The organism is Pseudomonas sp. CG7 (genome assembly GCF_023701885.1).
Classification (GTDB): Bacteria; Pseudomonadota; Gammaproteobacteria; order Pseudomonadales; family Pseudomonadaceae; genus Aquipseudomonas; species Aquipseudomonas zanjanensis.
Genome location: NZ_JABAEE010000051.1, coordinates 23,692 through 45,934 on the forward strand (window position 1 = coordinate 23,692; position 22,243 = coordinate 45,934).

The following is a 22,243-nucleotide window of genomic DNA, read 5'->3' on the forward strand; positions in this document are numbered from 1 at the left end:
CCTTTCCCCCATTATTATTGTTATGGCTTGGTACGTTGCCAGTCCTGGAGCATAGTCCTGAAACCTGCAATCTAGAGCCACTTCGGAAGCTGGCGTTATCCTATCGGGCTTTCGAAAGGTCTGACAATCGACGCCGCGTTATCTTTTGTTAACCGGGGGATAACGGGAAGGGGTGAATCAGAAGATATTCGTGAAAATGATGACTGTGGCGAGGGAGCTTGCTCCCGCTGGCCTGCGAAGCAGGCCTGATCTTGATTCGTTTCGCCAGTGAAGGCACGTAAACCAAGAAAAGGGAGTCCTTCGGCCTCCAGCGGGAGCAAGCTCCCTCGCCACAAAAGGCAATGCGAAGCCCGGTCAAGCCAGGCTCTTGCTCACCACCTCGAACACATCGGCCGACAGCCCGCCGGACGCGAGGATGCGTTCCAGTTCGGCTTTCATCAGGGCCTGGCGGGCGCTGTCGTATTTGCGCCAGCGGGTCAGCGGGGCCAGTTGTCGCGAGGCGATCTGCGGGTTGAAGCCATTGAGCTGGATGACCAGGTCCGCCAGGAAGCGATAACCGGAGCCGTCAGCGGCGTGGAAGTTGATCAGGTTCTGCCCGGCAAACGCACCGATCAGGGCCCGCACCTTGTTCGGGTTCTTGATGTTGAACGCCGGGTGCTCCATGAGCGCCTTGACCCGTGCCAGTCCACCCGGCAATGGGCTGCCGGCCTGGACGCTGAACCACTGGTCCATGACCAGCGGGTTGCCCTTGAAGTTTTCCGCGAACACGTCCAGTGCCTTGGCCTTCTCGGTCTCGAATGGCGAGTTGACCAGCACCGCCAGCGCGGTCAGGCGCTCGGTCATGTTGTCGGCGGTGTCGAATTGATCCAGGGTCGCGCTCAGCACCTCAGGCTTGTCGGTCAGCATCAGATACGACAACGCAATATTTTGCAGCGCGCGGCGGGCGAAATGCTCGGCCTCGGCCACGTATGGCGTGCGTTTCGACAGGTCGCGATTGGCTTCATAACGCTGCCACAGGCCTTCGAACAGGTTCTCGGCCAATTGTTGGCGGGCGAACTCACGGGCGACGTGGATCGCCTCGACGTCGGCCACTTCGCTGATTTCCGTCAGGTAGGCTTCGCTTGGCAGCGAGAGCATTTCCGCGACCATGGCCTGGTCCAGGGATTCGTCCGACAGTACGCTGCGCAGCGCACTGACCAGGCGCGGATCCAGCGTCAGGCTGGCGCCCTGCTGATGCTGGGCGATCAGTTCCTGCAACACCTGCACCGACAACTGCTGGCCGGCGTCCCACCGGTTGAAGCCGTCGCTGTCGTGTTGCATCAGGAACATCAACTGGTCGCGGTTGTACGGGAAGCTCAGTTTCACTGGCGCCGAGAACCCACGCAGCAACGAAGGCAGGGGCTGTTCAGGGATATCGACGAAGGTGAAGGTCTGCTCGGCCTCGGTCACCGAGATCACCCGGGACGTACCGTCTGCCGCCGCTTCACCGGCCAGGCGCAACGGGATCTCGGCGCCCTGGCGGTCCAGCAGGCCAAGCTCCACGGGAATCACGAACGGCAGTTTTTCCATCTTGTCCGGGGTCGGCGGGCAGCTCTGGCGGAAGGTCAGGCTGTAGGTCTTGGCGGCGGCGTCATAGGACTCGCTCACCGCCAGCCGTGGCGTACCGGCCTGGCTGTACCAGCGCTTGAACTGGGTCAGGTCGACGCCATTGGCATCTTCCATGGCCTTGATGAAATCGTCACAGGTCACGGCCTGGCCGTCGTGGCGCTCGAAGTATAGGTCGCTGCCCTTGCGGAAACCCTCAGGCCCCAGCAGGGTGTGGATCATGCCGACCACTTCCGAGCCCTTCTCGTACACCGTCAGGGTGTAGAAGTTGGAAATCTCGATAAAGCTGTCCGGACGCACCGGGTGGGCCATGGGGCCGGCGTCTTCGGCGAACTGGAGGGTGCGCAGGTACGCGACGTCCTGGATGCGCTTGACGGTGGCGGATTTCATGTCCGCCGAGAACCCGGCGTCGCGGAACACCGTGAAGCCTTCCTTGAGCGACAGTTGGAACCAGTCGCGGCAGGTCACGCGGTTGCCCGACCAGTTGTGGAAATACTCGTGGGCAACGATCGCTTCGACCCGCTGGTGGGCGGCATCGGTGGCGGTTTCGGCGCGGGCCAGCACGGCGCTGGAGTTGAAGATGTTGAGGCCCTTGTTCTCCATGGCGCCCATGTTGAAATCGTTGACCGCGACGATCATGAAGATGTCCAGGTCGTACTCTCGCCCGTACACCTCTTCGTCCCAGCGCATCGACTTCTTCAGGCTGGTCATGGCGTGCTGGCACTTGTCGATGTTTTCCGGCTCGACATAGATGCGCAGCGCCACGGTGCGCTCGCTCAGGGTGGTGAACGTGTCTTCGACACACCACAGGTCACCGGCCACCAGGGCAAACAGGTAGGCCGGTTTCTTGAACGGGTCTTCCCAGGTCGCCCAGTGCCGGCCGTCTTCGCCAGGGCCGCTGGCAATCGGGTTGCCGTTGGACAGCAGCACCGGATAGCTGTGCTGCTCGGCCACCACGGTGGTGGTGAACTTGCTCATCACGTCCGGGCGGTCGAGGTAATAAGTGATCTTGCGGAACCCTTCGGCCTCGCACTGGGTGCAGAACATGCTGCCGGACTTGTACAGGCCTTCCAGGGCGGTGTTGGTTTCCGGGTGAATCCGCACGGTGGTGTCGAGCGTAAAGGCCTGGGCCTTGGGGTGCACGGTCAGGTGACTGTCGTCCAACTGATAGTCGCTCGGGCCCAGGTCGGCATCGTCGAGCTTGAGCGAGACCAGTTTCAGGTGCTGGCCATCGAGCACCAGCGGCGGCAGCCCGGCGCCGCGCTCGGGGTTGCGGCGCATCACCAGTTGCGCATGGACCAGGCTGTGGTCCTCGAACAACTCGAAGGTCAGGTGTGTTTCGTCGATCAGGTACTCGGGGGCCTGATAATCCTTGAGGTAAATCATCTTCGGTTGTTCGGTGCGAATGGGTCGAATCCTTCTACTGATGCACGGCGAGCTGGTAGGCCGTGTATTTACGAATGTTGATCACGCCGGTGTCGAAAATCAGGTACTGGCCCTTGATCCCCAGCAGCGTGCCCTCGGCGATCGGGTTCTTGTCCAGATTGAAGCTGACGATCTTGGTCGGGTATTGCTCCACCGGATAACGGATCTCGATGGGTTCGACGTCCGCTATGGTCTGGATCGCTTGCAGGCCGAATCGTTCCTGCAAGCCCTGCAATCCCTGGGCGCAGCTGTCGAACAGCGCGTCGCGGATCGCGGGCAGATCCACCGCCGCCGCGTCGCCCTTGAGCAAGGCACGCCAGTTGGTCTTGTCCGCCACCTGGCTGCGAAACAGGTCTTCGACGAAGCCCGACTGTTGGCGGGTGGCGACCCGCAGGATCGGCAATGCCTGGCTCGCGCCCTGGTCCAGCCAGCGGGTCGGCAACTGCGTGGCACGGGTGATGCCGACTTTCACGCCCGAGGAGTTGGCCAGGTAGACCACATGATCGGTCATGCAGAACTGCTCGCCCCAGGCCGGATCACGGCACGTGCCCGCATCGAAATGGCAACGCTCGGGGCTCATGATGCACAGGTCGCACTGGGCCAGCTTGGTCATGCACGGGTAGCAATAACCCTGGCTGAAGCTGGTCTTGGTCCGGCGCCCGCAATGGGTGCAGTGGATCGCACCGAGGTATTCCAGGCGGATCGTGCTGCCGATCAACGGATTGACCGGCACCTCGACCTCGCCCAGGCGAAAGGCGTATTGAACGGTCGGCCCGTCAAGGCGCGCCGACATCTTGCTGATTGCACCGCGGCCAATCTCGATCAATGGATGGCGTCCGACTTGAACAGGATATTTGGCACTTCGGTGGCTTTCGACTGGCACTCCTGCGGGCCCATGTAGCCGGTGCGCTCTTCTTCGGGCAGGTTCTGGATTTCCCAGGCGATCATCGCCTGCAAGGACAGTTCGCGCTGCTCGGCGGTGAGCTTGTTGCCATCGGCCCATTTACCGATTTCCACGGCCAGTTTCAGGCTCCGGTAGATATCAGGCGTGATGTTCTGGATCATTTCGTTGAAGGAAGACATGGGTTCTCCGCGCAATCGCGCATTCTCAAAAGACACAGGCGCCGGTCAAAGGGCCATTTTACGGCGAGCGAACAGCCCGCCCAACAACCCAGTGAAGCAGCCGACGAGCAGCCCGCCGACGTGGGCCGCGTTGGCGATCTCACCAAAACCGATCAGCGAAACCAGCCCCGACAGGCACAGCAGCAACCACACCAGCATCATCACCAGCACCCCGCGGGGCAAGTGATACGCCGGGTTCGGTGCGAGCAGTTGGTAGCTCCAGCAATGGCCCAGCAGGCCGTACAACACCCCGGACAACCCGCCGAACAGCGTCGCACCGCTGAAAAAGTACTGGGCGAAATTGGAGACCAGGCTGAACAGCAATGTCAGCCCTAATAAGTTGATGCCACCCTGGCGCGCTTCGATCCGCCGCCCCAGCTCCCAATACCACATGCCGTTCATGGCGATGTGCAGGAAACCGAAGTGGATCAGCATCGGCGTCACCAGGCGCCACCACTGCCCCGCCGCCAGGCTGTCGGCCAATGGCGTGAACTGGATGTAGTCGCCAACGACGCGGAACTCGAGGAAGGTCAGCCAGCGCAGGGTCTCTAGATTATCTCCCAGCAGGGTGACCGCGCTGACGATCAGGCTCAGCAACAGCACCACGGCCGTCACTGGGCTGCGAACCAGTTGCTGGACGAACCCCGCGCGCCGGGACGTGCTGGCGGTGTCCGGCAGTTCCAGTTGCTGATCGGGGTCGCCAGCAGGAAACCGCGCGTACAACGAACGCACGTCCTCACTGATCTCGTCCGGCACCCAGAGCACCTGCTCGCCCGCCTCTTCACTGACGCGATGGGGCACCTGCATGCGTTGCAGCAGCTTGACGAAGCCGCTCAGGTCGACCGCCAGGGGCAGGCGCAAAACCGCGACAGCACTCATTGCACCACCTCCGGCCGTTCGACATCGACCCAGACGAACTTGTGCGGATCCAGGCGAGTTTCCTGGTCGAGGCGATAAGCGACCAGCTTGCCGTAGAGCACCGCACTGTAGTCCAGGCAGGCCAGGTTCGGGCGGATTGGCGCGGGTTTGCCGCTGCGCCAATAATGGCCTACGAACAACAGCGGCTCATCGACGCCATAACGCAGCAGGTTGTTTTTTTCGTCCGGCGACAGCGGCGTGCGGGCGACCGGCTCCGGCAAGGCGTCGGGCTGGAACACGATGTCGCCGTAGGTCTGCGGGTTGTCTTCCCAGAACTTGGTACGGAAAAACGAACGGGTCAGGCCATCGCCCCCGGTCAGCGTCAGGCCGTGGGGCAGGCGCATGTCCGTGCCGCGCAACAAGCGATCGAACACCGTGCAGGCGAAACTGCCCGATTCGGCCGAGGCCTGGAGAAAATGCTCGTCGATGCAACCGTCCGGGAACAACCCCCGCAGCGGTTCGATCAGGCCCGCATCCCAACAGGCATGCACTACCCGGAAACGGCCGGCGTCGACAAACAACGGCAGCTCGTAGAACCATTTGAGAAAGTCATGCCAGTCGCCGGGATGCTGCTCGAACTGGGTCAGGGTCTGGTTGAGCAGGCGGGCATGGCGCGGCGTGTGTTCGCGCACGTAGCGCTGGCCGCTGCCCGGCAATGCCGGTGTGCTCCAGCCCAGGGCGTTGAACTCGTGGTTGCCCATGATGCACAGCGCCTGGCCGGCCACGACCATGTCATGGACGATGTGCAGCGCCTCGCGAATCCGCGGGCCACGGTCGATGATGTCCCCCAGGAACACGGCCATGCGCGACGGATGCCGCCAGACCCCGCCCTGCTTTTGGTAACCGAGTCGGTCCAGCAGGTGTTCCAGGGTCAGGGCGCATCCGTGCACGTCACCGATCAAATCGTAACTGCGCGCAGGATCGAGCATCAGTCGCCTCCACCCCCCAACCGACTGCCCCAGCCGAGCTTGGTCCGGCAGACTTCGTAATAATTGTGATCCAGCGGATGGATCAGGCGCAGCTTCTGCGCTTTTTTGCTGACGGTGATGGTGTCACCCGGCGCGCAGGTGAAATGGTTCTGGCCGTCACAGGACACTTGTGGGTAGATCTGCATATCCTTGGACACGACGATTTTCAGCTCACTGTTGCCATCGACCACGATGGGTCGCCCAGACAAGGTATGGGGGTACATGGGCACAATCACAATAGCGTCGAGCTTGGGGTGCATGATCGGCCCGCCGGCCGACAGCGCATAGGCGGTGGAACCGGTGGGGGTGGCGACGATCAGGCCGTCGGCCTTCTGGCTGCAGACGAACTGGCCGTCGATGTACAGCTCGAACTCGATCATCCGAGTGGACTTGCCGGGGTGCAGCACCACATCGTTGAGGGCGTCGCCCTGGCCGATGGCCTCGGCGTGACGACGGACTTCGGCTTGCAGCAGGAAGCGGTTTTCCACCAGGTAGTGGCCGTCCAGCACCTCGGCGACCTTGATCTCCAACTCGTCAGGGCGGATATCGGAGAGGACCCCCAGGCTGCCGCGGTTGATCCCCAGCACCGGGATATTGTGCCGCGCCAGGGCCCGGGCGGCGCCCAGCAGGCTGCCGTCGCCGCCCACCACGATCACCATGTCACACACCTCGCCGAGCATCTTGCGCGACGAGGTCTGCAGGCCATGGCCCGGCAGGACTTCGGCGATGGTATCTTCGAGGATCACGTGCAGGTGCCGCTCCAGGAGGAAACGCTTGAGCCGGCGAACGGTGTCCAACACCTGCGAACTGCCCAGGCGACCGATGATGCCGATATTACGAAATTGCTCCATGAGGCTCCTGCGAAGGTCTGCGGCGGGCGAAAACACGATTATGGGCGAAAGCGCGCCGTAGACAAAATCCTTTAAGCCTTCAGCGCAACGGCTATGCTCGCAAGATGATCCTGTTCCCTGAATTGCTGGACCTGCCCCGTCGCCTGCGCCATCCCGAAGTGCGTGACCTCGCGTGGGCGATCATCGCCCCGCCGATGCTCATCGACACGCCCTGGCCCCAGCGCCATCCGCTGGCCGGCAGCGACTGGGTGCAGGAGCCTGGAAGACTCGAACACTGGTTGCGGCAACTGGACCGTGACAGCTATCCCTTGCTGCATTGTCTATCCCAAGGGCGGACGCGACGCCTGGGGCTGTATTACGAAAGGCTGTGGCAGTTTGCCGCGCAACACGCCCCGGGCATCGAACTGATCGCCGCGAACCAGCCGATCCGGCGCGAAGGCCATACCCTGGGCGAACTGGACCTGCTGCTGCGCGATCGCGACGGCATCCACCACCTGGAACTGGCCATCAAGTTGTACCTCGGCCCACAGCACGGTAACGGACTGGACGCCGCGCAATGGCTGGGCCCGGGCTGCCATGACCGGCTCGACCGCAAGCTGGCGCATCTGCGCGAACACCAACTGCCGATCTCGGCCCGCCCGGAAAGCCGCGAGGCGCTGGCGACGCTGGGGATCGAGTCGTTTCGCTCACACTTGTGGCTCGGCGGCTACCTGCTCTATCCCTGGCCGGGCGAGGCCGAACCGCCGAGCGGCGCCCACCCCAGGCACTTGCGTGGCCGTTGGCTGCGCCAGCGGGACTGGCCCGGATTCATCGCCCAGCGTCCGCCAGGCCGCTGGCAACCCCTGCCCCGCGCCGCCTGGCTGGCCCCGGCGCATTATCCGGCCGAGCAGACCTGGAGCACCGCGCAACTGGACGCCTGGCGATTGGCCCTGGCCCCCATGGCGCCGGCGCAGTTGATGGTACGCCTGAACGAAATCGCCGAGGGCGAATGGGAAGAAGCCGAGCGGGTGTTCCTGGTGGCGGATCTTTGGCCGAATGTGCCGGGTAGTGGCTGAGTCTTGTGCCGCCTGCCAGGGCCTCATCGCGAGCAAGCTCGCTCCCACAGGTTATGTGTTGATCATCAATTCTGTAGGCAACACAAATCCACTGTGGGAGCGAGCTTGCTCGCGATTGAAGCCAACGCGGTCTAGATGGACAACCGCACAGCCAAAGCCGCCAACGTCACCAGCAACACCGGCACCGTCAGCACGATCCCGACCTTGAAATAATACCCCCAGCCGATCTGGATGTTCTTGCGCGCCAGCACATGCAGCCACAGCAACGTCGCCAGGCTGCCGATCGGGGTGATTTTCGGGCCCAGGTCGCTGCCGATGACGTTGGCGTAGATCATCGCCTCCTTCACCACGCCAGTGGCCTGGCTGGCGTCGATGGACAAGGCTCCGACCAGCACTGTCGGCAAATTGTTCATGACCGACGACAGCAATGCAGTCAGCACGCCGGTGCCCATCGCCGCGCCCCACACGCCATATTCGGCGAATCCATCGAGCCACTGGGCCAGGTAACCGGTCAGCCCGGCGTTGCGCAAGCCATAGACCACCAGGTACATGCCGAGGGAGAAGATCACGATCTGCCAGGGCGCTTCCTTCATCGCCTTGCGGGTGGAAATCTTGTGGCCGTAGGCCGCGACACCCAGCAGCAACGCAGCACAAACGGCCGAGATAGCACTGATGGGAATCCCCAGCGGCTCCAGGGCAAAGCAGCCCAGCAGCAGGATCACCAACACCACCCAACCGGCGTAGAACGTTGCCCTGTCGTGGATCGCCGTCGCCGGGTCGTCCAGTTGACCGGGGTCGTAGTCCCGCGGGATGTCGCGGCGAAAGACCCACATCAGGATCGCCAGGCTGGCCGCCACGCTGACCAGGTTCACCGGCACCATGACCGCCGCATAGCGGTTGAAGCCAATGCCGAAGAAATCCGCCGAGACGATGTTCACCAGGTTCGATACCACCAGTGGCAAGCTCGCGGTGTCGGCAATGAATCCAGCCCCCATCACGAATGCAAGCGTCGCCGCCGGGGAGAAACGCAACGCCAGCAGCATCGAGATCACGATGGGCGTCAGGATCAGCGCCGCTCCGTCATTGGCAAACAAGGCCGACACCAGCGCCCCCAGCAGCACCATGAACGCAAACAGCTTGCGCCCACTGCCCTTTCCCCAGCGGGCCACATGCAGGGCCGCCCAGGCGAAGAACCCGGCCTCGTCCAGCAGCAGGCTGATGATGATCAGCGCGACAAACGTACCGGTGGCGTTCCAGATGATCTGCCAGACCAGGGGAATGTCACTGATCTGCACCACCCCGCTCAACAAGGCCAGCAGCGCGCCCAACGTCGCGCTCCAGCCAACCCCGAGCCCCTTGGGCTGCCAGATGACCAGCGTAATGGTCAGCAGGAAAATCAACGACGCGACGAGCATGCGTAACAACCAGGAAAGAGAACGTTAAAGACAGGAATCACCAGCAGTGCAATGCACAGGCGAGTGTTGTCGGCGAGCGCCTTGAAGACATCGACAGGGCTTGGGTAGTCAGGCACAGCGAACGACATCCCGGATGAGCGAACGGCGAAGGTATGGAATTCAGGCAATACAGTAAAGCAGGGATTGCAGGCGCAAATATATCGTGGCGAGGGAGCTTGCTCCCGCTGGACTGCGCAGCAGGCCCAGGTTTGGTGCTGCGGCGCAGATTTTGGGGCCGCTTCGCGACCCAGCGGGAGCAAGCTCCCTCGCCACAGAGTCTACGCGGGTTCAGATTTTCTTGTGCTGCTCGACCCACTTGCCATAGGCGTCGATGAATTTCTGCAGGAACGGCCGCAACGAATCCGACAGGTTGCCCGCCTCGTCAAACGCCGTTCCGGCGCCGCTCAAATAGGCTTCCGGTTGCTGCATGCAGGGCACGTCAAGGCACACCAGCGACTGGCGCAGATGATGATTGGCACCGAACCCGCCCATGGCGCCCGGTGAAGCGCTGATCACTGCGCCCGGCTTTCCGCTCAGGCAACTCTGGCCGTACGGACGCGCCCCCCCGTCGATGGCATTCTTCACCGGTGCCGGCACCGAGCGGTTGTATTCAGGCGTGACGAACAACAAGGCATCAGCCGCACCCACCTGCTGGCGGAATGTGGTGTAGGCTGCCGGCGGCGTGACGTCGATGTCTTCGTTATAAAGTGGCAATTCACCGATCTCGATGATAGTCAGCTTGAGGTTGGCGGGCGCCAAGTCAGCCAGTGCCAGCGCTATCTTGCGGTTGATCGAGGCCTTGCGCAGGCTGCCCACCAAAACGGCCACTGTGTACACGTTACTCATGAGAGGCTTCTCGACTGTCGGCTCAAAGGAGCCTGTAGTTATAGATGATCGGCGTGACAATTGGACCAGTGGAGCGACGAAAACCGGCCGGTTCGACTATTTTTTTCATGTAGGAAAACTTACCACGCTTGGGCAAGGTCTACAGAACCGCAAATCGAGTGATTTATTTCCAGAGGTTCTAAGCAATGGCAGCAGTACTTGTCGGACAATTTCATGCGCGGGACGCCGAAGGTCGCGTCTATTCGGTGCATGAGTTCCAGGAATCGGAGCCGTCTGCGGACGGTAGCGGCAAGGATGTCGTCACTTATAAACTGGCGATCGGTGATCGCGTCAACAAACTCGACGAGGACCGATTCCTCCTGGTTCAGTCTGGCATCGAACTGAAACGCGAAGCCACAACCTTCACCAGCGAACCTGAAGCGCAGATAGCGCTATAACCGGTTGTTAGAGCAGAAGTCATGCCCGGACTTGGGTTAGGATTCAGCCACTCTATGGCTCACCCGCCGAACACGGACTTCCTGCATGCGTTTACGCCACATCGAAGTAATCCAGGCGCTGTTGCAGACCGGCCACCTCGGCACGGCGGCCGAATGGCTGCAACTGCCGGTGGCGGAGGTCGCGGCGATCCTGCGCGATGCCGAGGCCCAATTGGGCTTCATGCTGTTTGCCAGCGTGCGCGGGCGCTTGCAAGCCACCCGTGAAACCCTCGAACTGCGCGACGGCATCACGCGCGTGTACGACACGCTCGAACCGGTGCAACGCCTGGCCAGCAGCCTGAAACACCATCAGGCACCGCCCTTGCGCATTATCTGCACTCCGCCGCTGGCCCAGCAGTTGTTGCCCCAGAGCAGCGCCGCCTTGCGCCGCCGCCATCCGGATGCGCCGTGCACCCTGCTCAGCCAACCGACCCGTGACATCGTCCACAGCCTGCTGTTGCGTGAAAGCGACCTGGGCCTGAGCCTGCACGACCCTGAACATCCCGACATCCATTGCCAGATGATCGCCCAGGGCAAACTGCAATTGCTCGCGCCCCACGGCTGGCTGCAACCCCGGCAAAAATACATTTCGATCCAGGACCTGGCGGGCCAACCGTTGGTAGGCCTGGATGGCCATGACCCGCTGAGCCCTGCGTTCGAGCACAAGTTGGCGGCGCTGCGTCCGGCGCCGATGATCCAGATCCGCGTCCAGACCCATCAGATGATGCGCGCCATGGTCGAGGCCGGCGAAGGCCTTGCCATCGTCGACCCGTTCACCGCCTCGGGTGCCAAGGGCGGCGGTCTGGATGTCTGCCCGCTATCGCCCGCCGTCGCGATTGGCCTCTATGCCCTGAGCCTCAACGGCGCCCCCTCTTCACCCGCCCTGCAATCGCTGCTGGAGCGGGTTACGGAACAAGCCGAGGCGTTGCTGAGCCACTGATCGACATGCCCAGCGGGTCGTCGAACAACCGGTACCAGAACAACGCCACTTCGGCGGTATGCCGGTCAATGCCGCGATAGCGCAGGTGGTCGATGCCACCGAGCACGTAACCGCATCGCTCATAGAGCCGGCAGGCGCCCAGATTGTTGTTCTGGGTCTCGAGCATGATGCCCGGCAGTTTTTTCTTGCGGCTCCAGAACTGGGCAACGTCGAGCAACGCCTTGGCCACCCCATGGCGACGGGCCGGGGCGTGCACCGCCAACTCGTCGATGTGGGCATAGCCGTTCCAATTGGTACTGATCACCAGGTGCCCTACCGGCTGGTCATCGAGGTAGGCCATGAAGATCTCGCTGTCCGGAGCGTTGCGGAAACTGCTGAACTCTTCGGGATCGATGCCATAGCACTTGCGATAGGGAACAATGGGCGTCACCGGCCATTGGCTGACAGGACGACCGATCTGCGCCGTTGCGTAGTCGTTGACTTCAAAACTGAAGTCACTGCCCCAGATGTAGGCGGCAAAGCCGTCATCGACGACTCGCACCGACAACCCGGGGTGCTTGGGATTCATGACCGGTTGCATACTGGGGAAGGTCCTCATTCCTTGAGGCAACCAACGGCGTGGTGCCATCCATTGCCCTTATCTTTCAAATCTTCACACATCAAGCGGGATCCGTAGCCTGCCCGTTCCCTCAGGGTAGAAGGTCGTGGCGATTGTGGCGAGAAATGAACGATGGATAACCTTGTGGGAGCGAGCTTGCTCGCGATGACGGCGGCACATTCAGCATTGATGCAAGCTGAACGACCATCATCGCGAGCAAGCTCGCTCCCACAGGAAGAGGTTTCATCAGTGCGTGGCGGCCTGCGACTCGGCCAACTGCGTCCACAATGCCGGAGCACCTGCGGACTTGGCGATGGCTTCCAGACGCGCGGCATGCTCGGCCAGGTCGTTTTCGCTGGCGCGGATGATCCGCGAGGGCTGGCGATCAGCGGGCAAGCGACGGATTTCCGTGGCCTGGTTGCCGGAGCCTTCGCCAGTACCATTGCCGTCCGAGGCGTTGCCGGCCAGGGACAGGCTGGTCTGGCCGCCGGTCATGGTCAAGTAGACGTCGGCCAGGATCTCGGAGTCGAGCAAGGCGCCGTGCAGTTCACGGCCGGAGTTGTCGACGCCGTAGCGCTTGCACAAGGCATCGAGGCTGTTGCGCTGGCCAGGGTGGCGTTCCCGAGCCATCATCAGGGTGTCGAGGATGGTGCAATGCCGGGTAATGTCGGCCCGGTCGTGCTGGCCCATCAGGGCGAATTCGTTGTTGATGAACCCGACGTCGAACGCCGCGTTGTGGATGATCAACTGCGCGCCCTGGATGAATTCGAAGAACTCATCGGCCACTTCGGCGAAACGCGGCTTGCCCACCAGGAATTCGTTGGTGATGCCGTGGACGCCGATGGCGCCCTCGTCACTTTCACGGTCCGGTTGCAGGTAAACGTGGAAATGGCGACCGGTCAGGCGCCGGCCGATCAGCTCGACACAACCGATTTCAATAATCCGGTGACCATCGGTCACCGGCATGCCGGTGGTTTCGGTATCCAGTACTACAGATCTGTTGGCCATCAGTGTTCAGCTCTCAACGGGCAGTCTTGCAAAAGCGCGGATCTTAACACGCTCACATAGGGGATGAATCGGAGCCTGCTTTTTGTGGCGAGGGGATTTATCCCCGCTGGGCTGCGAAGCAGCCCCGAAGTCAGAAACTGTGGTGTGTCAGGCAGATTAATAGGGCCGCTTCGCGCCCCAGCGGGGATAAATCCCCTCACCAAAAATCCATCCTGTCCAGATCCTGATAACGCCTCTATCAAGCCTGCTTATAGCCCCGCACCTCATCCACCCCACGATTGGCCAACTGATCGGCCCGTTCGTTGCCGTGGTGGCCGATGTGGCCACGCACCCATTTCCAGGTGACGTTGTGGCGGTTGACCTGCTCGTCCAGCAACTTCCACAGGTCGGCGTTTTTCACCGGTTCCTTCGCCGCCGTCTTCCAGCCGCGCTTCTTCCAGTTGGCCATCCACTCGTTGATGCCTTTCATTACGTACTGCGAGTCGGTCACCAGCAGCACATCACAAGGCCGCTTGAGCTCTTCCAGGCCACGGATGGCGCCCATCAGCTCCATGCGATTGTTGGTGGTATTGGCTTCGCCGCCCCAGAGTTCCTTCTCCACGCCCTTGCACACCAGCAACGCGCCCCAGCCACCCGGGCCGGGGTTGCCCTTGCAGGCGCCATCAGTGAAGAGTTCTACGCTATCGCTCATGCCAATCTATCCAGAAAAAATGCAAAGGCCCGCCCATCGGGCCCGACAAAACCCGCAGCCCAATGCCGGCAAGACCCATCAGAAAAAGGTTACGGCTCGATGTGGCGACGATTGACCTTGGCCATTGGCAAGGGAATCAGCTTGCCCATCGGCTCGCGTCGCGCCTGACGTACCGGGCGCAACCCGACCGCGATCTTGCGCGCCACCAGCAGGTAGAAACCGCCGCCGGACAGCTGCCAGTCGCCAGCCTTGCGCTCCCAGCCGGCCAGGCGTGCCTGCCACTTGGGTGACGCAAGCGGCGGACGATAGCACCCGAAGCGGCGGTTCTCCAGCGCGAAGCCCAGCAGGTTGAGCCAGTCGCCGACCCTCGACGCCGAGATGCAGCGGGCCTGGCGCAAGGCGTCGTGGGCAAATACATGACGCAAGCCCCAGGTGCTCCAGGGGTTGATGCCGATGATCAGTAGATGTCCGCCGGGACGCACACTGCTGGCGGCCTCGCGGAGCAAGCCGTGGGGTGACAGGCAGAAATCCAGGCCATGCTGCATGACCACCACGTCGGCGGCATGCTCGCTCAGCGGCCAGGCCTGCTCTTCGCAGACGATTTCCACCCCGGGCAACGGTGCCCCCAGGCGAACGTTGCGCTGGACCTGCGGCGCCGACGGCGGCGTTTGCGCCGACGGCCCGTAATGCACCAGATAGCCGCCGAAGAACCGGCCCAACTCGTCTTCGAGCATGCGCCGTTCTTCATCCAGCAAAAATTGCCCCACCGGGCCGGACAGCCATTCACGGGCGGCGCTGATCAACGCCAGCCAGTCAGGATCAGCCTGAGCGAACGCTTCATCGGTCATTGCATTCTCCAACGCGTCAGGAAGTTCTAAGATGCGCCTTTGTTTTCCGCTTGGCGAATTCCGCGATGATACAGATCAGTGCCCTGCCCGCGTTCACCGATAACTACATCTGGTTGTTACAGGATCACTCCACCCAGCGCTGCGCCGTGGTCGACCCGGGGGATGCCGCGCCGGTACAGGCCTGGCTCGACGCCCATCCGGGTTGGGTCCTGAGCGACATCCTCATCACCCACCATCACCATGATCACGTCGGCGGCGTCCAGGCGCTGAAAAAGGCAACGAACGCCACCGTCTACGGCCCGGCCAGTGAAAACATCCCGGCGCGGGACCATGGGCTGAATGATAACGACAAGGTCCACGTGCTGGGCTGGGACTTCGATGTCCATGCCGTGCCCGGCCATACGCTGGGGCACATCGCCTACTACCACCATGGCCTGCTTTTCTGCGGCGACACCCTGTTCGCCGCCGGTTGCGGCCGACTCTTCGAAGGCACGCCTGCGCAAATGCACCACTCGCTCAGTCGCCTCGCCGCCCTGCCCGAAGATACGCTGGTCTACTGCACCCATGAATATACCCTCAGCAACCTGAGGTTCGCCGCTGCCGTGGAACCCGGCAACCCGGACATCGCCGCCCGCCTGGAAAAAGTCAGCCGACAACGCGACGAAGGCGTCATCACCCTGCCTTCGACCCTGGCCCTGGAGAAACTCACCAATCCATTCCTGCGCACCGCTGAAACATCCGTGAAACAAAAAGCGGACGAACGGAACGGCCAGCGAAACCAGACGCCGAGTGAGGTTTTTGCGGCCTTGAGAGCTTGGAAAGATACGTTCTAAGGCAGCTATCGATTGATACAAAAATTCTGAAAGGTTGACCTGTTGGGGTGCGCTTCCTAGAATCGGCCGACATTTTTGCCCGGAACTTACTTCCAGCCAATGTCGTCATCTATACGCAGGTCCGTCCAGTCAGACACATTGACCCGCTTGGCTCAAGCCATCGCGGTGGCTGTGTCCGCCACCTTGGCGGGCTGCCAGAGCACGAGCCAGCTGCCGCAGAGCGATGCGGCGCACACCCCGAATATCGCCGCTCGCGCCAAGCAGAAGCCGGTATGGCTCACCGAGAAACCCAGCCCCCAAGTGCCCCAGGACGTCTGGGAGCGCATGCGCCAGGGCTTCCAATTGCAGGAAACGGCCGGCGTCAACCCGCGTATCGAGCAACAGCGCCTGTGGTTCGCCAGCAACCCTTCCGTCATGGAAAACGCCGGTGAGCGCGGCAGCCTGTACATCCATTACATCGTCGAACGCCTCGAAGAGCGCAACATGCCCCTGGAGCTGGCCTTGCTGCCGGTGATCGAGAGCGCCTACAACCCCATGGCCTATTCCCGGGCGCACGCAGTGGGCCTGTGGCAGTTCATCCCTTCCACGGGGCGGTACTTCAACCTGCGCCAGACCCGCTTCTACGACGGACGTCGCGACATCACCGCCTCCACCACGGCCGCCCTGGACTACCTGACTCGCCTGCACGACATGTTCAACGGTGACTGGTTGCTGGCGCTGGCGGCCTACAACGCCGGGGAAGGCACGGTCAGCCGCGCCATCGAGCGCAACGAGAAACTGGGCTTGCCCACCGACTACTGGAACTTGCCGCTGCCCAGCGAGACCCAGGCCTATGTGCCGAAGTTGCTGGCGCTGTCCCAGGTGGTGCTCTCGCCCGACGCCTACGGTGTGAACCTCAACCCGATCGCCAACGAACCTTATTTCCAAGTCGTCGAGATCAACCAGCGCATGGACCTGTCCAAGGTCGCGGCGGTGGCCAACATCGACGAAGACGAGCTGTTCCAGCTCAACCCGGCCTTCAAGCAGCGCACCACCATCGACGGTCCCCAGCATTTGCTGGTGCCGACGTCCAAGGCCCAGTTGCTGACTGCCAGCCTGTCGACCATGCGCCCGGAAGAGTTGATCAGCCAGCGCTCGCTCAAGCCGGTTTTCGAATCCGCCGACGACAGCGAAGTGGAAGGTGCCAGGCGCACCTACCGCGTCAAGCGCGGCGACAACCTGGCCCAGATCGCCAAGGCCAACAAGGTCCAGACCAAGGATCTGCAACGTTGGAACAAACTCAGCGGCAACAAGCTCAAGGTCGGCCAGACCTTGGTGATGCAGGACACCAGGGCCAGCAAGACCACCGGCAAGCGCATCAGCACCGTGGTGGCCGCCAACAGCAAGAACCAGAAGAAGCAAACCCAGTACAAGGTCAAGCAAGGTGATTCCCTGTACGTGGTCGCCAAGCGCTTCAACGTGGAAATGCAGCACCTCAAGCGCTGGAACCCGCGAATGGGCAAGGCGCTCAAGCCTGGGCAGATGCTGACGGTTTACTCGCCGCACTAAGCCATCGATGGTTGAAGGGGCTGTTTATGCCCGAGAAGCTTTTGTGGCGAGGGAGCTTGCTCCCGCAGGGCTGCGCAGCAGACCCGAATCTGGCCCCTCGGTGTGACAGATGGATTGGGTCACGGCTTTTGGGGTTGCTGCGCAACCCAGCGGGAGCAAGCTCCCTCGCCACAAAGCGTTCACGCGCCGGTTTCGAGTAATCCGAGACGCTTTGGCACCCCGCCTTTTTCCTGTCGATACAAGCTGTTACTGTACAGGCCATAAAAGCCCAAGCCGCCTGGATCGGATCTCAGACTTGATACGTCCCCTCCTCCTGCTCCTGAGCAGCCTGGCCTTGAGCTCTCCCGCCAGCGCAACCATCAGCGAAAGCCATGGTTATGCGCAGTTCGGCACGCTCAAGTACCCGGCCAGGTTCACCCACTTCGACTGGGTCAACCCGCAAGCGCCCAAGGGCGGAGTCTTGCGGGTCATGGCATTCGGCACCTTCGATACGCTCAATCCCTACACATTCAAGGGCAGCAGCCCGGTTTCCACCCCCAATTTCCTGCAATACGGCATCAATGAGCTGAACGAACCGCTGATGGTCGGCACTGGCCAGTATGCACCGTCGGGTGACGAACCAACGTCGAGCTATGGGCTGATCGCCCAGTCGGTGGAATACAGCGAAGATCGCAGCTGGGTGGTGTTCAACCTGCGCCCCGAGGCGCGGTTCCACGATGGCGTGCCCATCACCGCTTATGACGTGGCGTTCTCCTACCGGACGCTGCTCAAGGACGGCCACCCGCAATACCGCACCAACCTGCAGGAAGTGTTGCGGGTCGACATTCTCAACCCGCTGAAAATCCGCTTTGTCTTCAAGCGCGCGGGCAATCCGCTGCTGATCCTGCGCCTGGGTGAGCTGCCGGTGTTGCCCCAGCATTACTGGAAAGGTCGCGATTTCAAGGCGACGACCTTCGAGCCGCCCCTGGGCAGCGGGCCGTATCGCATCACCAAAGTGCAACCCGGTCGCCAACTGGTGTTCGAACGGGTCAAGAACTACTGGGGCAAGGACCTGCCGGTCAATCGCGGCAAGTACAACTACGACCGCATGGACGTGGAGTTCTACCGTGACAGCGAAGTTGCCTTCGAAGCCTTCAAGGCCGGTGAATTCGACATCTACATCGAGCACCAGGCCAAGAACTGGGCCAACGGCTATCAATTCCCGGCGGTCAACCGCGGCGATGTGATCAAGGCGCAGATCCCCCACCAGATCCCGACCCAGACCCAAGGCCTGTTCATGAACACCCGGCGCGGCACGTTCGCCGACATCAAGGTGCGTGAAGCCCTGGGGCTGATGTTCGATTTCGAGTGGACCAACCGCACCCTGTTCAGCGGCGCCTACAAGCGTACCCTCAGCTACTACCCCAACAGCGAATTCTCCGCCACCGGCCTGCCGGTGGGCCATGAATGGCTACTGCTCAAGCCGTACCGCGAACAACTGCCACCTGAACTGCTCACCGAACCCTTCAGCTTGCCCAAGACCGACGGGCGCGGCATCCCTCGGGAAACCTTGCGCAAAGCATTGGGACTCCTGAAGGAGGCCGGTTGGAGCCTCAACGGCCAACGCCTGCTGAACGCCGATAGCCAGCCCCTGAGTTTCGAAATCCTGCTGGTGAACCCGAACCTGGAGCGCATCCTGCAACCCTACGTCGAGAACCTCGCCAGCATCGGCATCCAGGCACGGCTGCGCACAGTGGACCGAGCCCAGTACAAGCAGCGCCTGGACCAGTTCGACTTCGACATGATCCTGCTGACCTTGGGCCAGACGCTCAGCCCCGGGCTGGAGCAGTGGCAGTACTTCCATTCCAGCCAGGTCGGGGTCAAAGGCAGCAAGAACTACGCCGGGAGCGCCAACCCGGGGGTCGACCACCTGTTGGAAAATCTGCTCGCCGCCCAGACCCGCGACGAACAGGTCGCCGCCGGCAAGGCCCTGGATCGCGTGCTGTTGTGGCCGCATTACTGCATTCCCAACTGGTATCTCAATTATCATCGCCTGGCATACCGCAACCGGTTCGCCTTCGTCACCACGCCGCCCTACACCCTGGGCCTGAGCGCCTGGTGGCTGAAATCTTCGGAGAAAGATCAATGAAGCCTCTACGTGCCCTGCTCCTGCAGGCCAGCTGCCTGTTATTCGCCGGGCTGGCCTGCGCCGCGCCGCAGCACGCCTTGACGCTGTACAACGAGCCGCCGAAGTACCCGGCGGATTTCAAGCATTTCGACTACGTGAACCCCGATGCGCCCAAGGGTGGAATATTCCGCCAAGGCGGGTTTGGCAGCTTCGACAGCCTCAACCCGTTCATCAGCAAAGGCGTACCGGCCGACGACATCGGCCTGATCTACGACACCCTGGCCAAGCAGGGCCTGGACGAACCGTTCACCGAATACGGGTTGATCGCCGAAAAAATCGAGAAAGCCCCAGACAATGGCTGGGTGCGCTTCTACTTGCGCCCCGAAGCCCGCTTCAACGATGGCCACCCGGTACGCGCAGAAGACGTCGTCTTCAGCTTCCAGACCCTGACCAAGGACGGCGCCCCGATGTTCCGCGGCTATTACAACGACGTCGCCGAAGTCATCGCCGAAGATCCGCTCAAGGTCCTCTTCAAGTTCAAGCACACCAATAATCGCGAGCTGCCATTGATCCTCGGCCAGTTACCCGTCCTGCCCAAGCATTGGTGGGCCAGTCGAGATTTCAGCAAGGGCAACCTTGAGATCCCTCTGGGCAGCGGTCCCTACAAGGTCGCCGAAGTGAAGGCCGGACGCTCGATCCGCTATGAGCGCGTGAAGGATTATTGGGGCAAGGACCTGCCGGTCAACCGTGGCTTCTACAATTTCGACGTGCTGACCACCGACTATTACCGCGACAACACCGTGGCCGTGGAAGCGTTGAAAGCCGGGCAGTTCGATTTCTGGCTGGAAATGGCCGCCAAGAACTGGGCCAACGCCTACAATATTCCGGCGGTGACCGAAGGTCGGTTGGTCAAGGACCAGATCCCCAACGGCAACCCTACCGGCATGCAGGGCTTTATCTACAACCTGCGTCGCCCGGTTTTCCAAGACGTGCGGGTACGCAAGGCCCTAAGCCTGCTGCTGGACTTCGAGTGGACCAACAAACAGCTGTTCCATGGCGCCTACGCCCGCACCCGCAGCTATTTCGAGAATTCGGAGATGGCGGCAACCGGGCTGCCTGGCGAAGACGAATTGAAAATCCTCGAACCCTTGCGTGGCAAGATTCCCGAGCAGGTCTTCACCGAAGCCTTCCAGCCTTCGATGTGTGACGGCAGCGGCATGATCCGCGACCAGCAACGCAAGGCCTATCACCTGCTGCAGGAGGCCGGATGGCGCATCGTCGACGACAAGATGGTCGATGCCCAAGGCAAGCCCGTGGTGCTGGAGTTTCTGCTGGCCCAGACCGAGTTCGAGCGAGTCTTGTTGCCATTCAAGCGCAACCTGAGTGACCTGGGCATCGAACTGGTGATTCGCCGCGTGGATGTATCCCAGTACATCAACCGTGTACGCTCGCGGGACTTCGACCTGGTGGTGGGCAGCTTCCCGCAATCCAGCTCGCCAGGCAATGAACAGCGCGAGTTCTGGATGTCCGCCGCCGCCGACAAGCCCGGCAGCCGCAACACCATGGGCTTGAAGGACTCGGCTGTGGACCAGTTGGGGGAGCAATTGATCAACGCCGATTCGCGCAAGAGCCTGGTGGCCCATGCCCGGGCATTGGACCGCGTCCTGCAATGGGGCTACTACGTAATCCCCAACTGGCACATCAAGACCTGGCGCGTGGCCTATTGGAACCACATCGGCCACCCGAAAGTCACGCCGACCTACGACATCGGCACCACCACCTGGTGGGTCAAGCCGGAGGTCAAACCGGCCGATGAAGTAGAAAAGCAGGTCATCGAGCAGCAAGTCGCCTCCCCTGCGAGCGGGGAGTAACAAGATGCTGGCTTATATTTTTCGGCGACTGCTGCTGATCATTCCCACCCTGTTCGGCATTCTGTTGATCAACTTCGTCATCATCCACGCCGCGCCCGGCGGGCCGGTGGAGCAGATGATCGCCAAGCTCGAGGGCTTCGAGGGCGCCACCAGCCGCATCGCCGGCGGCGGTGCCGAAGTATCGGTGGCCGGTTCTTCCTACCGCGGCGCCCAGGGCCTGGACCCGGCGTTGGTCAAGGAAATCGAACGCATGTACGGCTTCGACAAGTCGGCGCCCGAACGCCTGTGGATCATGATCAAGAATTACGCCCGCCTGGACTTCGGTGACAGTTTTTTCCGCGACGCTAAGGTCATCGACCTGATCAAGGAAAAGCTGCCGGTGTCCATCTCCCTCGGCCTGTGGAGCACGCTGATCATGTACCTGGTGTCGATCCCGCTGGGGATCGCCAAGGCCACGCGCCATGGCAGCCATTTCGACGTGTGGACCAGCTCGGCAATCATCGTCGGCTACGCGATCCCGTCGTTCCTGTTCGCCATCCTGCTGATCGTGGTGTTTGCCGGCGGCAGTTATTTCGACTGGTTCCCGTTGCGCGGACTGACTTCCAACAACTTCGACGAATTGAGCATGGGCGGCAAGATCCTCGATTACTTCTGGCACCTGGCCTTGCCCGTGACCGCCCTGGTGATCGGCAACTTCGCTACCATGACCCTGCTGACCAAGAACAGCTTCCTCGACGAAATCAACAAGCAATACGTGGTCACCGCCAAGGCCAAGGGCCTGACCCGCCATCGAGTGCTCTACGGCCATGTCTTCCGCAACGCCATGCTGCTGGTGATCGCCGGTTTCCCTTCGGCATTCATCGGGATCTTTTTCACCGGCTCGCTGCTGGTGGAAGTGATCTGCTCGCTCGACGGCCTCGGCCTGATGAGTTTCGAAGCGGCCATCAACCGCGACTACCCGGTGGTGTTCGGCACCCTGTTCATCTTCACCTTGCTGGGACTGGTGGTGAAACTGATCGGCGACCTGACCTACACCTTTGTCGATCCGCGCATCGACTTCGAAAGCCGGGAGCATTGAG

Annotated in this window: 20 protein-coding genes; 8 read left to right on the plus strand and 12 right to left on the minus strand. The window is 61.8% G+C overall.

What is annotated here, in order from left to right; genetic code table 11:
• Positions 1-354: 354 nt before the first annotated feature.
• Genes pepN through HGO40_RS19890 form a run of 6 tightly spaced genes read right to left on the minus strand, consistent with a single transcriptional unit; the run spans position 355 to position 6,889 of the window.
• A complete protein-coding gene (pepN, locus tag HGO40_RS19865; protein WP_250964433.1) occupies positions 355-3,012 on the minus strand; it encodes an aminopeptidase N in 2,658 nt (885 codons plus the stop codon).
• Between the two features lie 13 nt (positions 3,013-3,025).
• A complete protein-coding gene (locus HGO40_RS19870; protein ID WP_186704875.1) occupies positions 3,026-3,856 on the minus strand; it encodes a DUF2797 domain-containing protein in 831 nt (276 codons plus the stop codon).
• On the minus strand, positions 3,853-4,113 hold the full coding sequence (locus tag HGO40_RS19875; protein ID WP_030142618.1) for a YeaC family protein: 261 nt from the start codon (positions 4,111-4,113) through the stop codon (positions 3,853-3,855). The genes HGO40_RS19870 and HGO40_RS19875 overlap by 4 nt, the downstream gene beginning before the upstream one ends.
• Before the next feature lie 45 nt (positions 4,114-4,158).
• A complete protein-coding gene (locus HGO40_RS19880) occupies positions 4,159-5,031 on the minus strand; it encodes a rhomboid family intramembrane serine protease (RefSeq protein WP_250964415.1) in 873 nt (290 codons plus the stop codon).
• Entirely contained in the window at positions 5,028-6,002 is a 975-nt protein-coding gene (locus tag HGO40_RS19885) for a metallophosphoesterase (RefSeq protein WP_250964434.1), read from the minus strand. The genes HGO40_RS19880 and HGO40_RS19885 overlap by 4 nt, the downstream gene beginning before the upstream one ends.
• Positions 5,999-6,889: an NAD(+) kinase gene (locus HGO40_RS19890; protein WP_250964416.1), complete on the minus strand. Its 891-nt coding sequence runs from the start codon at positions 6,887-6,889 to the stop codon at positions 5,999-6,001. The genes HGO40_RS19885 and HGO40_RS19890 overlap by 4 nt, the downstream gene beginning before the upstream one ends.
• A gap of 104 nt (positions 6,890-6,993) precedes the next feature.
• Between HGO40_RS19890 and HGO40_RS19895 the strand changes: the two genes are divergently transcribed.
• Entirely contained in the window at positions 6,994-7,944 is a 951-nt protein-coding gene (locus HGO40_RS19895; RefSeq protein WP_250964417.1) for a DUF1853 family protein, read from the plus strand.
• A gap of 131 nt (positions 7,945-8,075) precedes the next feature.
• On the opposite strand, the gene HGO40_RS19900 is transcribed toward HGO40_RS19895, so the two are convergent.
• Together HGO40_RS19900 and HGO40_RS19905 are read right to left on the minus strand one after the other, a co-directional pair.
• Positions 8,076-9,359: an arsenic transporter gene (locus HGO40_RS19900; protein WP_250964418.1), complete on the minus strand. Its 1,284-nt coding sequence runs from the start codon at positions 9,357-9,359 to the stop codon at positions 8,076-8,078.
• 327 nt (positions 9,360-9,686) lie between these two features.
• On the minus strand, positions 9,687-10,244 hold the full coding sequence (locus HGO40_RS19905) for an NADPH-dependent FMN reductase (RefSeq protein ID WP_250964419.1): 558 nt from the start codon (positions 10,242-10,244) through the stop codon (positions 9,687-9,689).
• Positions 10,245-10,429: 185 nt separating this feature from the next.
• Between HGO40_RS19905 and HGO40_RS19910 the strand changes: the two genes are divergently transcribed.
• Together HGO40_RS19910 and HGO40_RS19915 are read left to right on the plus strand one after the other, a co-directional pair.
• Positions 10,430-10,681, plus strand: a complete 252-nt coding sequence (locus tag HGO40_RS19910; RefSeq protein WP_250964420.1) for a hypothetical protein — start codon at positions 10,430-10,432, stop codon at positions 10,679-10,681.
• 85 nt (positions 10,682-10,766) lie between these two features.
• A complete protein-coding gene (locus HGO40_RS19915) occupies positions 10,767-11,660 on the plus strand; it encodes a LysR substrate-binding domain-containing protein (RefSeq protein ID WP_250964421.1) in 894 nt (297 codons plus the stop codon).
• Here HGO40_RS19915 and HGO40_RS19920 read toward each other — a convergent pair.
• The 4 genes from HGO40_RS19920 to HGO40_RS19935 all read right to left on the minus strand — a co-directional run bounded on the left by HGO40_RS19920 (position 11,626) and on the right by HGO40_RS19935 (position 14,805).
• Positions 11,626-12,240, minus strand: coding sequence for a GNAT family N-acetyltransferase (locus HGO40_RS19920; RefSeq protein WP_186704868.1), 615 nt, complete (start codon positions 12,238-12,240; stop codon positions 11,626-11,628). The two genes, HGO40_RS19915 and HGO40_RS19920, sit on opposite strands and share 35 nt — an antisense overlap.
• Positions 12,241-12,504: 264 nt before the next feature.
• Positions 12,505-13,266 (minus strand): DNA polymerase III subunit epsilon, encoded by a 762-nt coding sequence (dnaQ, locus tag HGO40_RS19925; protein WP_250964422.1) that lies wholly within the window; start codon positions 13,264-13,266, stop codon positions 12,505-12,507.
• 238 nt (positions 13,267-13,504) lie between these two features.
• Positions 13,505-13,957: a ribonuclease HI gene (rnhA, locus tag HGO40_RS19930; protein ID WP_030142629.1), complete on the minus strand. Its 453-nt coding sequence runs from the start codon at positions 13,955-13,957 to the stop codon at positions 13,505-13,507.
• 89 nt (positions 13,958-14,046) lie between these two features.
• Positions 14,047-14,805 carry a class I SAM-dependent methyltransferase gene (locus tag HGO40_RS19935; protein WP_250964423.1) on the minus strand — a complete coding sequence of 253 codons (759 nt, stop codon included), beginning with the start codon at positions 14,803-14,805 and terminating at the stop codon, positions 14,047-14,049.
• A gap of 65 nt (positions 14,806-14,870) precedes the next feature.
• Between HGO40_RS19935 and gloB the strand changes: the two genes are divergently transcribed.
• From gloB to HGO40_RS19960, 5 genes are all read left to right on the plus strand, one after another.
• Positions 14,871-15,638 carry a hydroxyacylglutathione hydrolase gene (gene gloB, locus HGO40_RS19940; RefSeq protein ID WP_250964424.1) on the plus strand — a complete coding sequence of 256 codons (768 nt, stop codon included), beginning with the start codon at positions 14,871-14,873 and terminating at the stop codon, positions 15,636-15,638.
• A 99-nt stretch (positions 15,639-15,737) separates the two neighbouring features.
• Positions 15,738-17,186 carry a transglycosylase SLT domain-containing protein gene (locus HGO40_RS19945; RefSeq protein ID WP_250964425.1) on the plus strand — a complete coding sequence of 483 codons (1,449 nt, stop codon included), beginning with the start codon at positions 15,738-15,740 and terminating at the stop codon, positions 17,184-17,186.
• A 295-nt stretch (positions 17,187-17,481) separates the two neighbouring features.
• The gene (locus tag HGO40_RS19950; RefSeq protein WP_284739176.1) at positions 17,482-19,314 is read left to right on the plus strand and encodes an extracellular solute-binding protein; all 1,833 of its coding nucleotides are present in this window, start codon (positions 17,482-17,484) and stop codon (positions 19,312-19,314) included.
• Positions 19,311-21,164, plus strand: coding sequence for an extracellular solute-binding protein (locus HGO40_RS19955; protein WP_250964426.1), 1,854 nt, complete (start codon positions 19,311-19,313; stop codon positions 21,162-21,164). Before HGO40_RS19950 ends, HGO40_RS19955 begins: the two co-directional genes overlap by 4 nt.
• Positions 21,165-21,168: 4 nt before the next feature.
• Positions 21,169-22,242 (plus strand): microcin C ABC transporter permease YejB, encoded by a 1,074-nt coding sequence (locus HGO40_RS19960; RefSeq protein ID WP_250964427.1) that lies wholly within the window; start codon positions 21,169-21,171, stop codon positions 22,240-22,242.
• The last annotated feature ends 1 nt before the right edge of the window (position 22,243 follow it).

Bases quoted from the DNA above. Each gene is read 5' to 3' on its own strand.
- HGO40_RS19875 (WP_030142618.1), bottom strand. From the start codon at position 4,113: ATGTCTTCCTTCAACGAAATGATCCAGAACATCACGCCTGATATCTAC.
- HGO40_RS19880 (WP_250964415.1), bottom strand. From the start codon at position 5,031: ATGAGTGCTGTCGCGGTTTTGCGCCTGCCCCTGGCGGTCGACCTGAGC.
- HGO40_RS19890 (WP_250964416.1), bottom strand. From the start codon at position 6,889: ATGGAGCAATTTCGTAATATCGGCATCATCGGTCGCCTGGGCAGTTCG.
- HGO40_RS19895 (WP_250964417.1), top strand. From the start codon at position 6,994: ATGATCCTGTTCCCTGAATTGCTGGACCTGCCCCGTCGCCTGCGCCAT.
- HGO40_RS19900 (WP_250964418.1), bottom strand. From the start codon at position 9,359: ATGCTCGTCGCGTCGTTGATTTTCCTGCTGACCATTACGCTGGTCATC.
- HGO40_RS19905 (WP_250964419.1), bottom strand. From the start codon at position 10,244: ATGAGTAACGTGTACACAGTGGCCGTTTTGGTGGGCAGCCTGCGCAAG.
- HGO40_RS19910 (WP_250964420.1), top strand. From the start codon at position 10,430: ATGGCAGCAGTACTTGTCGGACAATTTCATGCGCGGGACGCCGAAGGT.
- HGO40_RS19915 (WP_250964421.1), top strand. From the start codon at position 10,767: ATGCGTTTACGCCACATCGAAGTAATCCAGGCGCTGTTGCAGACCGGC.
- HGO40_RS19920 (WP_186704868.1), bottom strand. From the start codon at position 12,240: ATGCAACCGGTCATGAATCCCAAGCACCCCGGGTTGTCGGTGCGAGTC.
- dnaQ (WP_250964422.1), bottom strand. From the start codon at position 13,266: ATGGCCAACAGATCTGTAGTACTGGATACCGAAACCACCGGCATGCCG.
- rnhA (WP_030142629.1), bottom strand. From the start codon at position 13,957: ATGAGCGATAGCGTAGAACTCTTCACTGATGGCGCCTGCAAGGGCAAC.
- HGO40_RS19935 (WP_250964423.1), bottom strand. From the start codon at position 14,805: ATGACCGATGAAGCGTTCGCTCAGGCTGATCCTGACTGGCTGGCGTTG.
- gloB (WP_250964424.1), top strand. From the start codon at position 14,871: ATGATACAGATCAGTGCCCTGCCCGCGTTCACCGATAACTACATCTGG.
- HGO40_RS19945 (WP_250964425.1), top strand. From the start codon at position 15,738: ATGTCGTCATCTATACGCAGGTCCGTCCAGTCAGACACATTGACCCGC.
- HGO40_RS19955 (WP_250964426.1), top strand. From the start codon at position 19,311: ATGAAGCCTCTACGTGCCCTGCTCCTGCAGGCCAGCTGCCTGTTATTC.
- HGO40_RS19960 (WP_250964427.1), top strand. From the start codon at position 21,169: ATGCTGGCTTATATTTTTCGGCGACTGCTGCTGATCATTCCCACCCTG.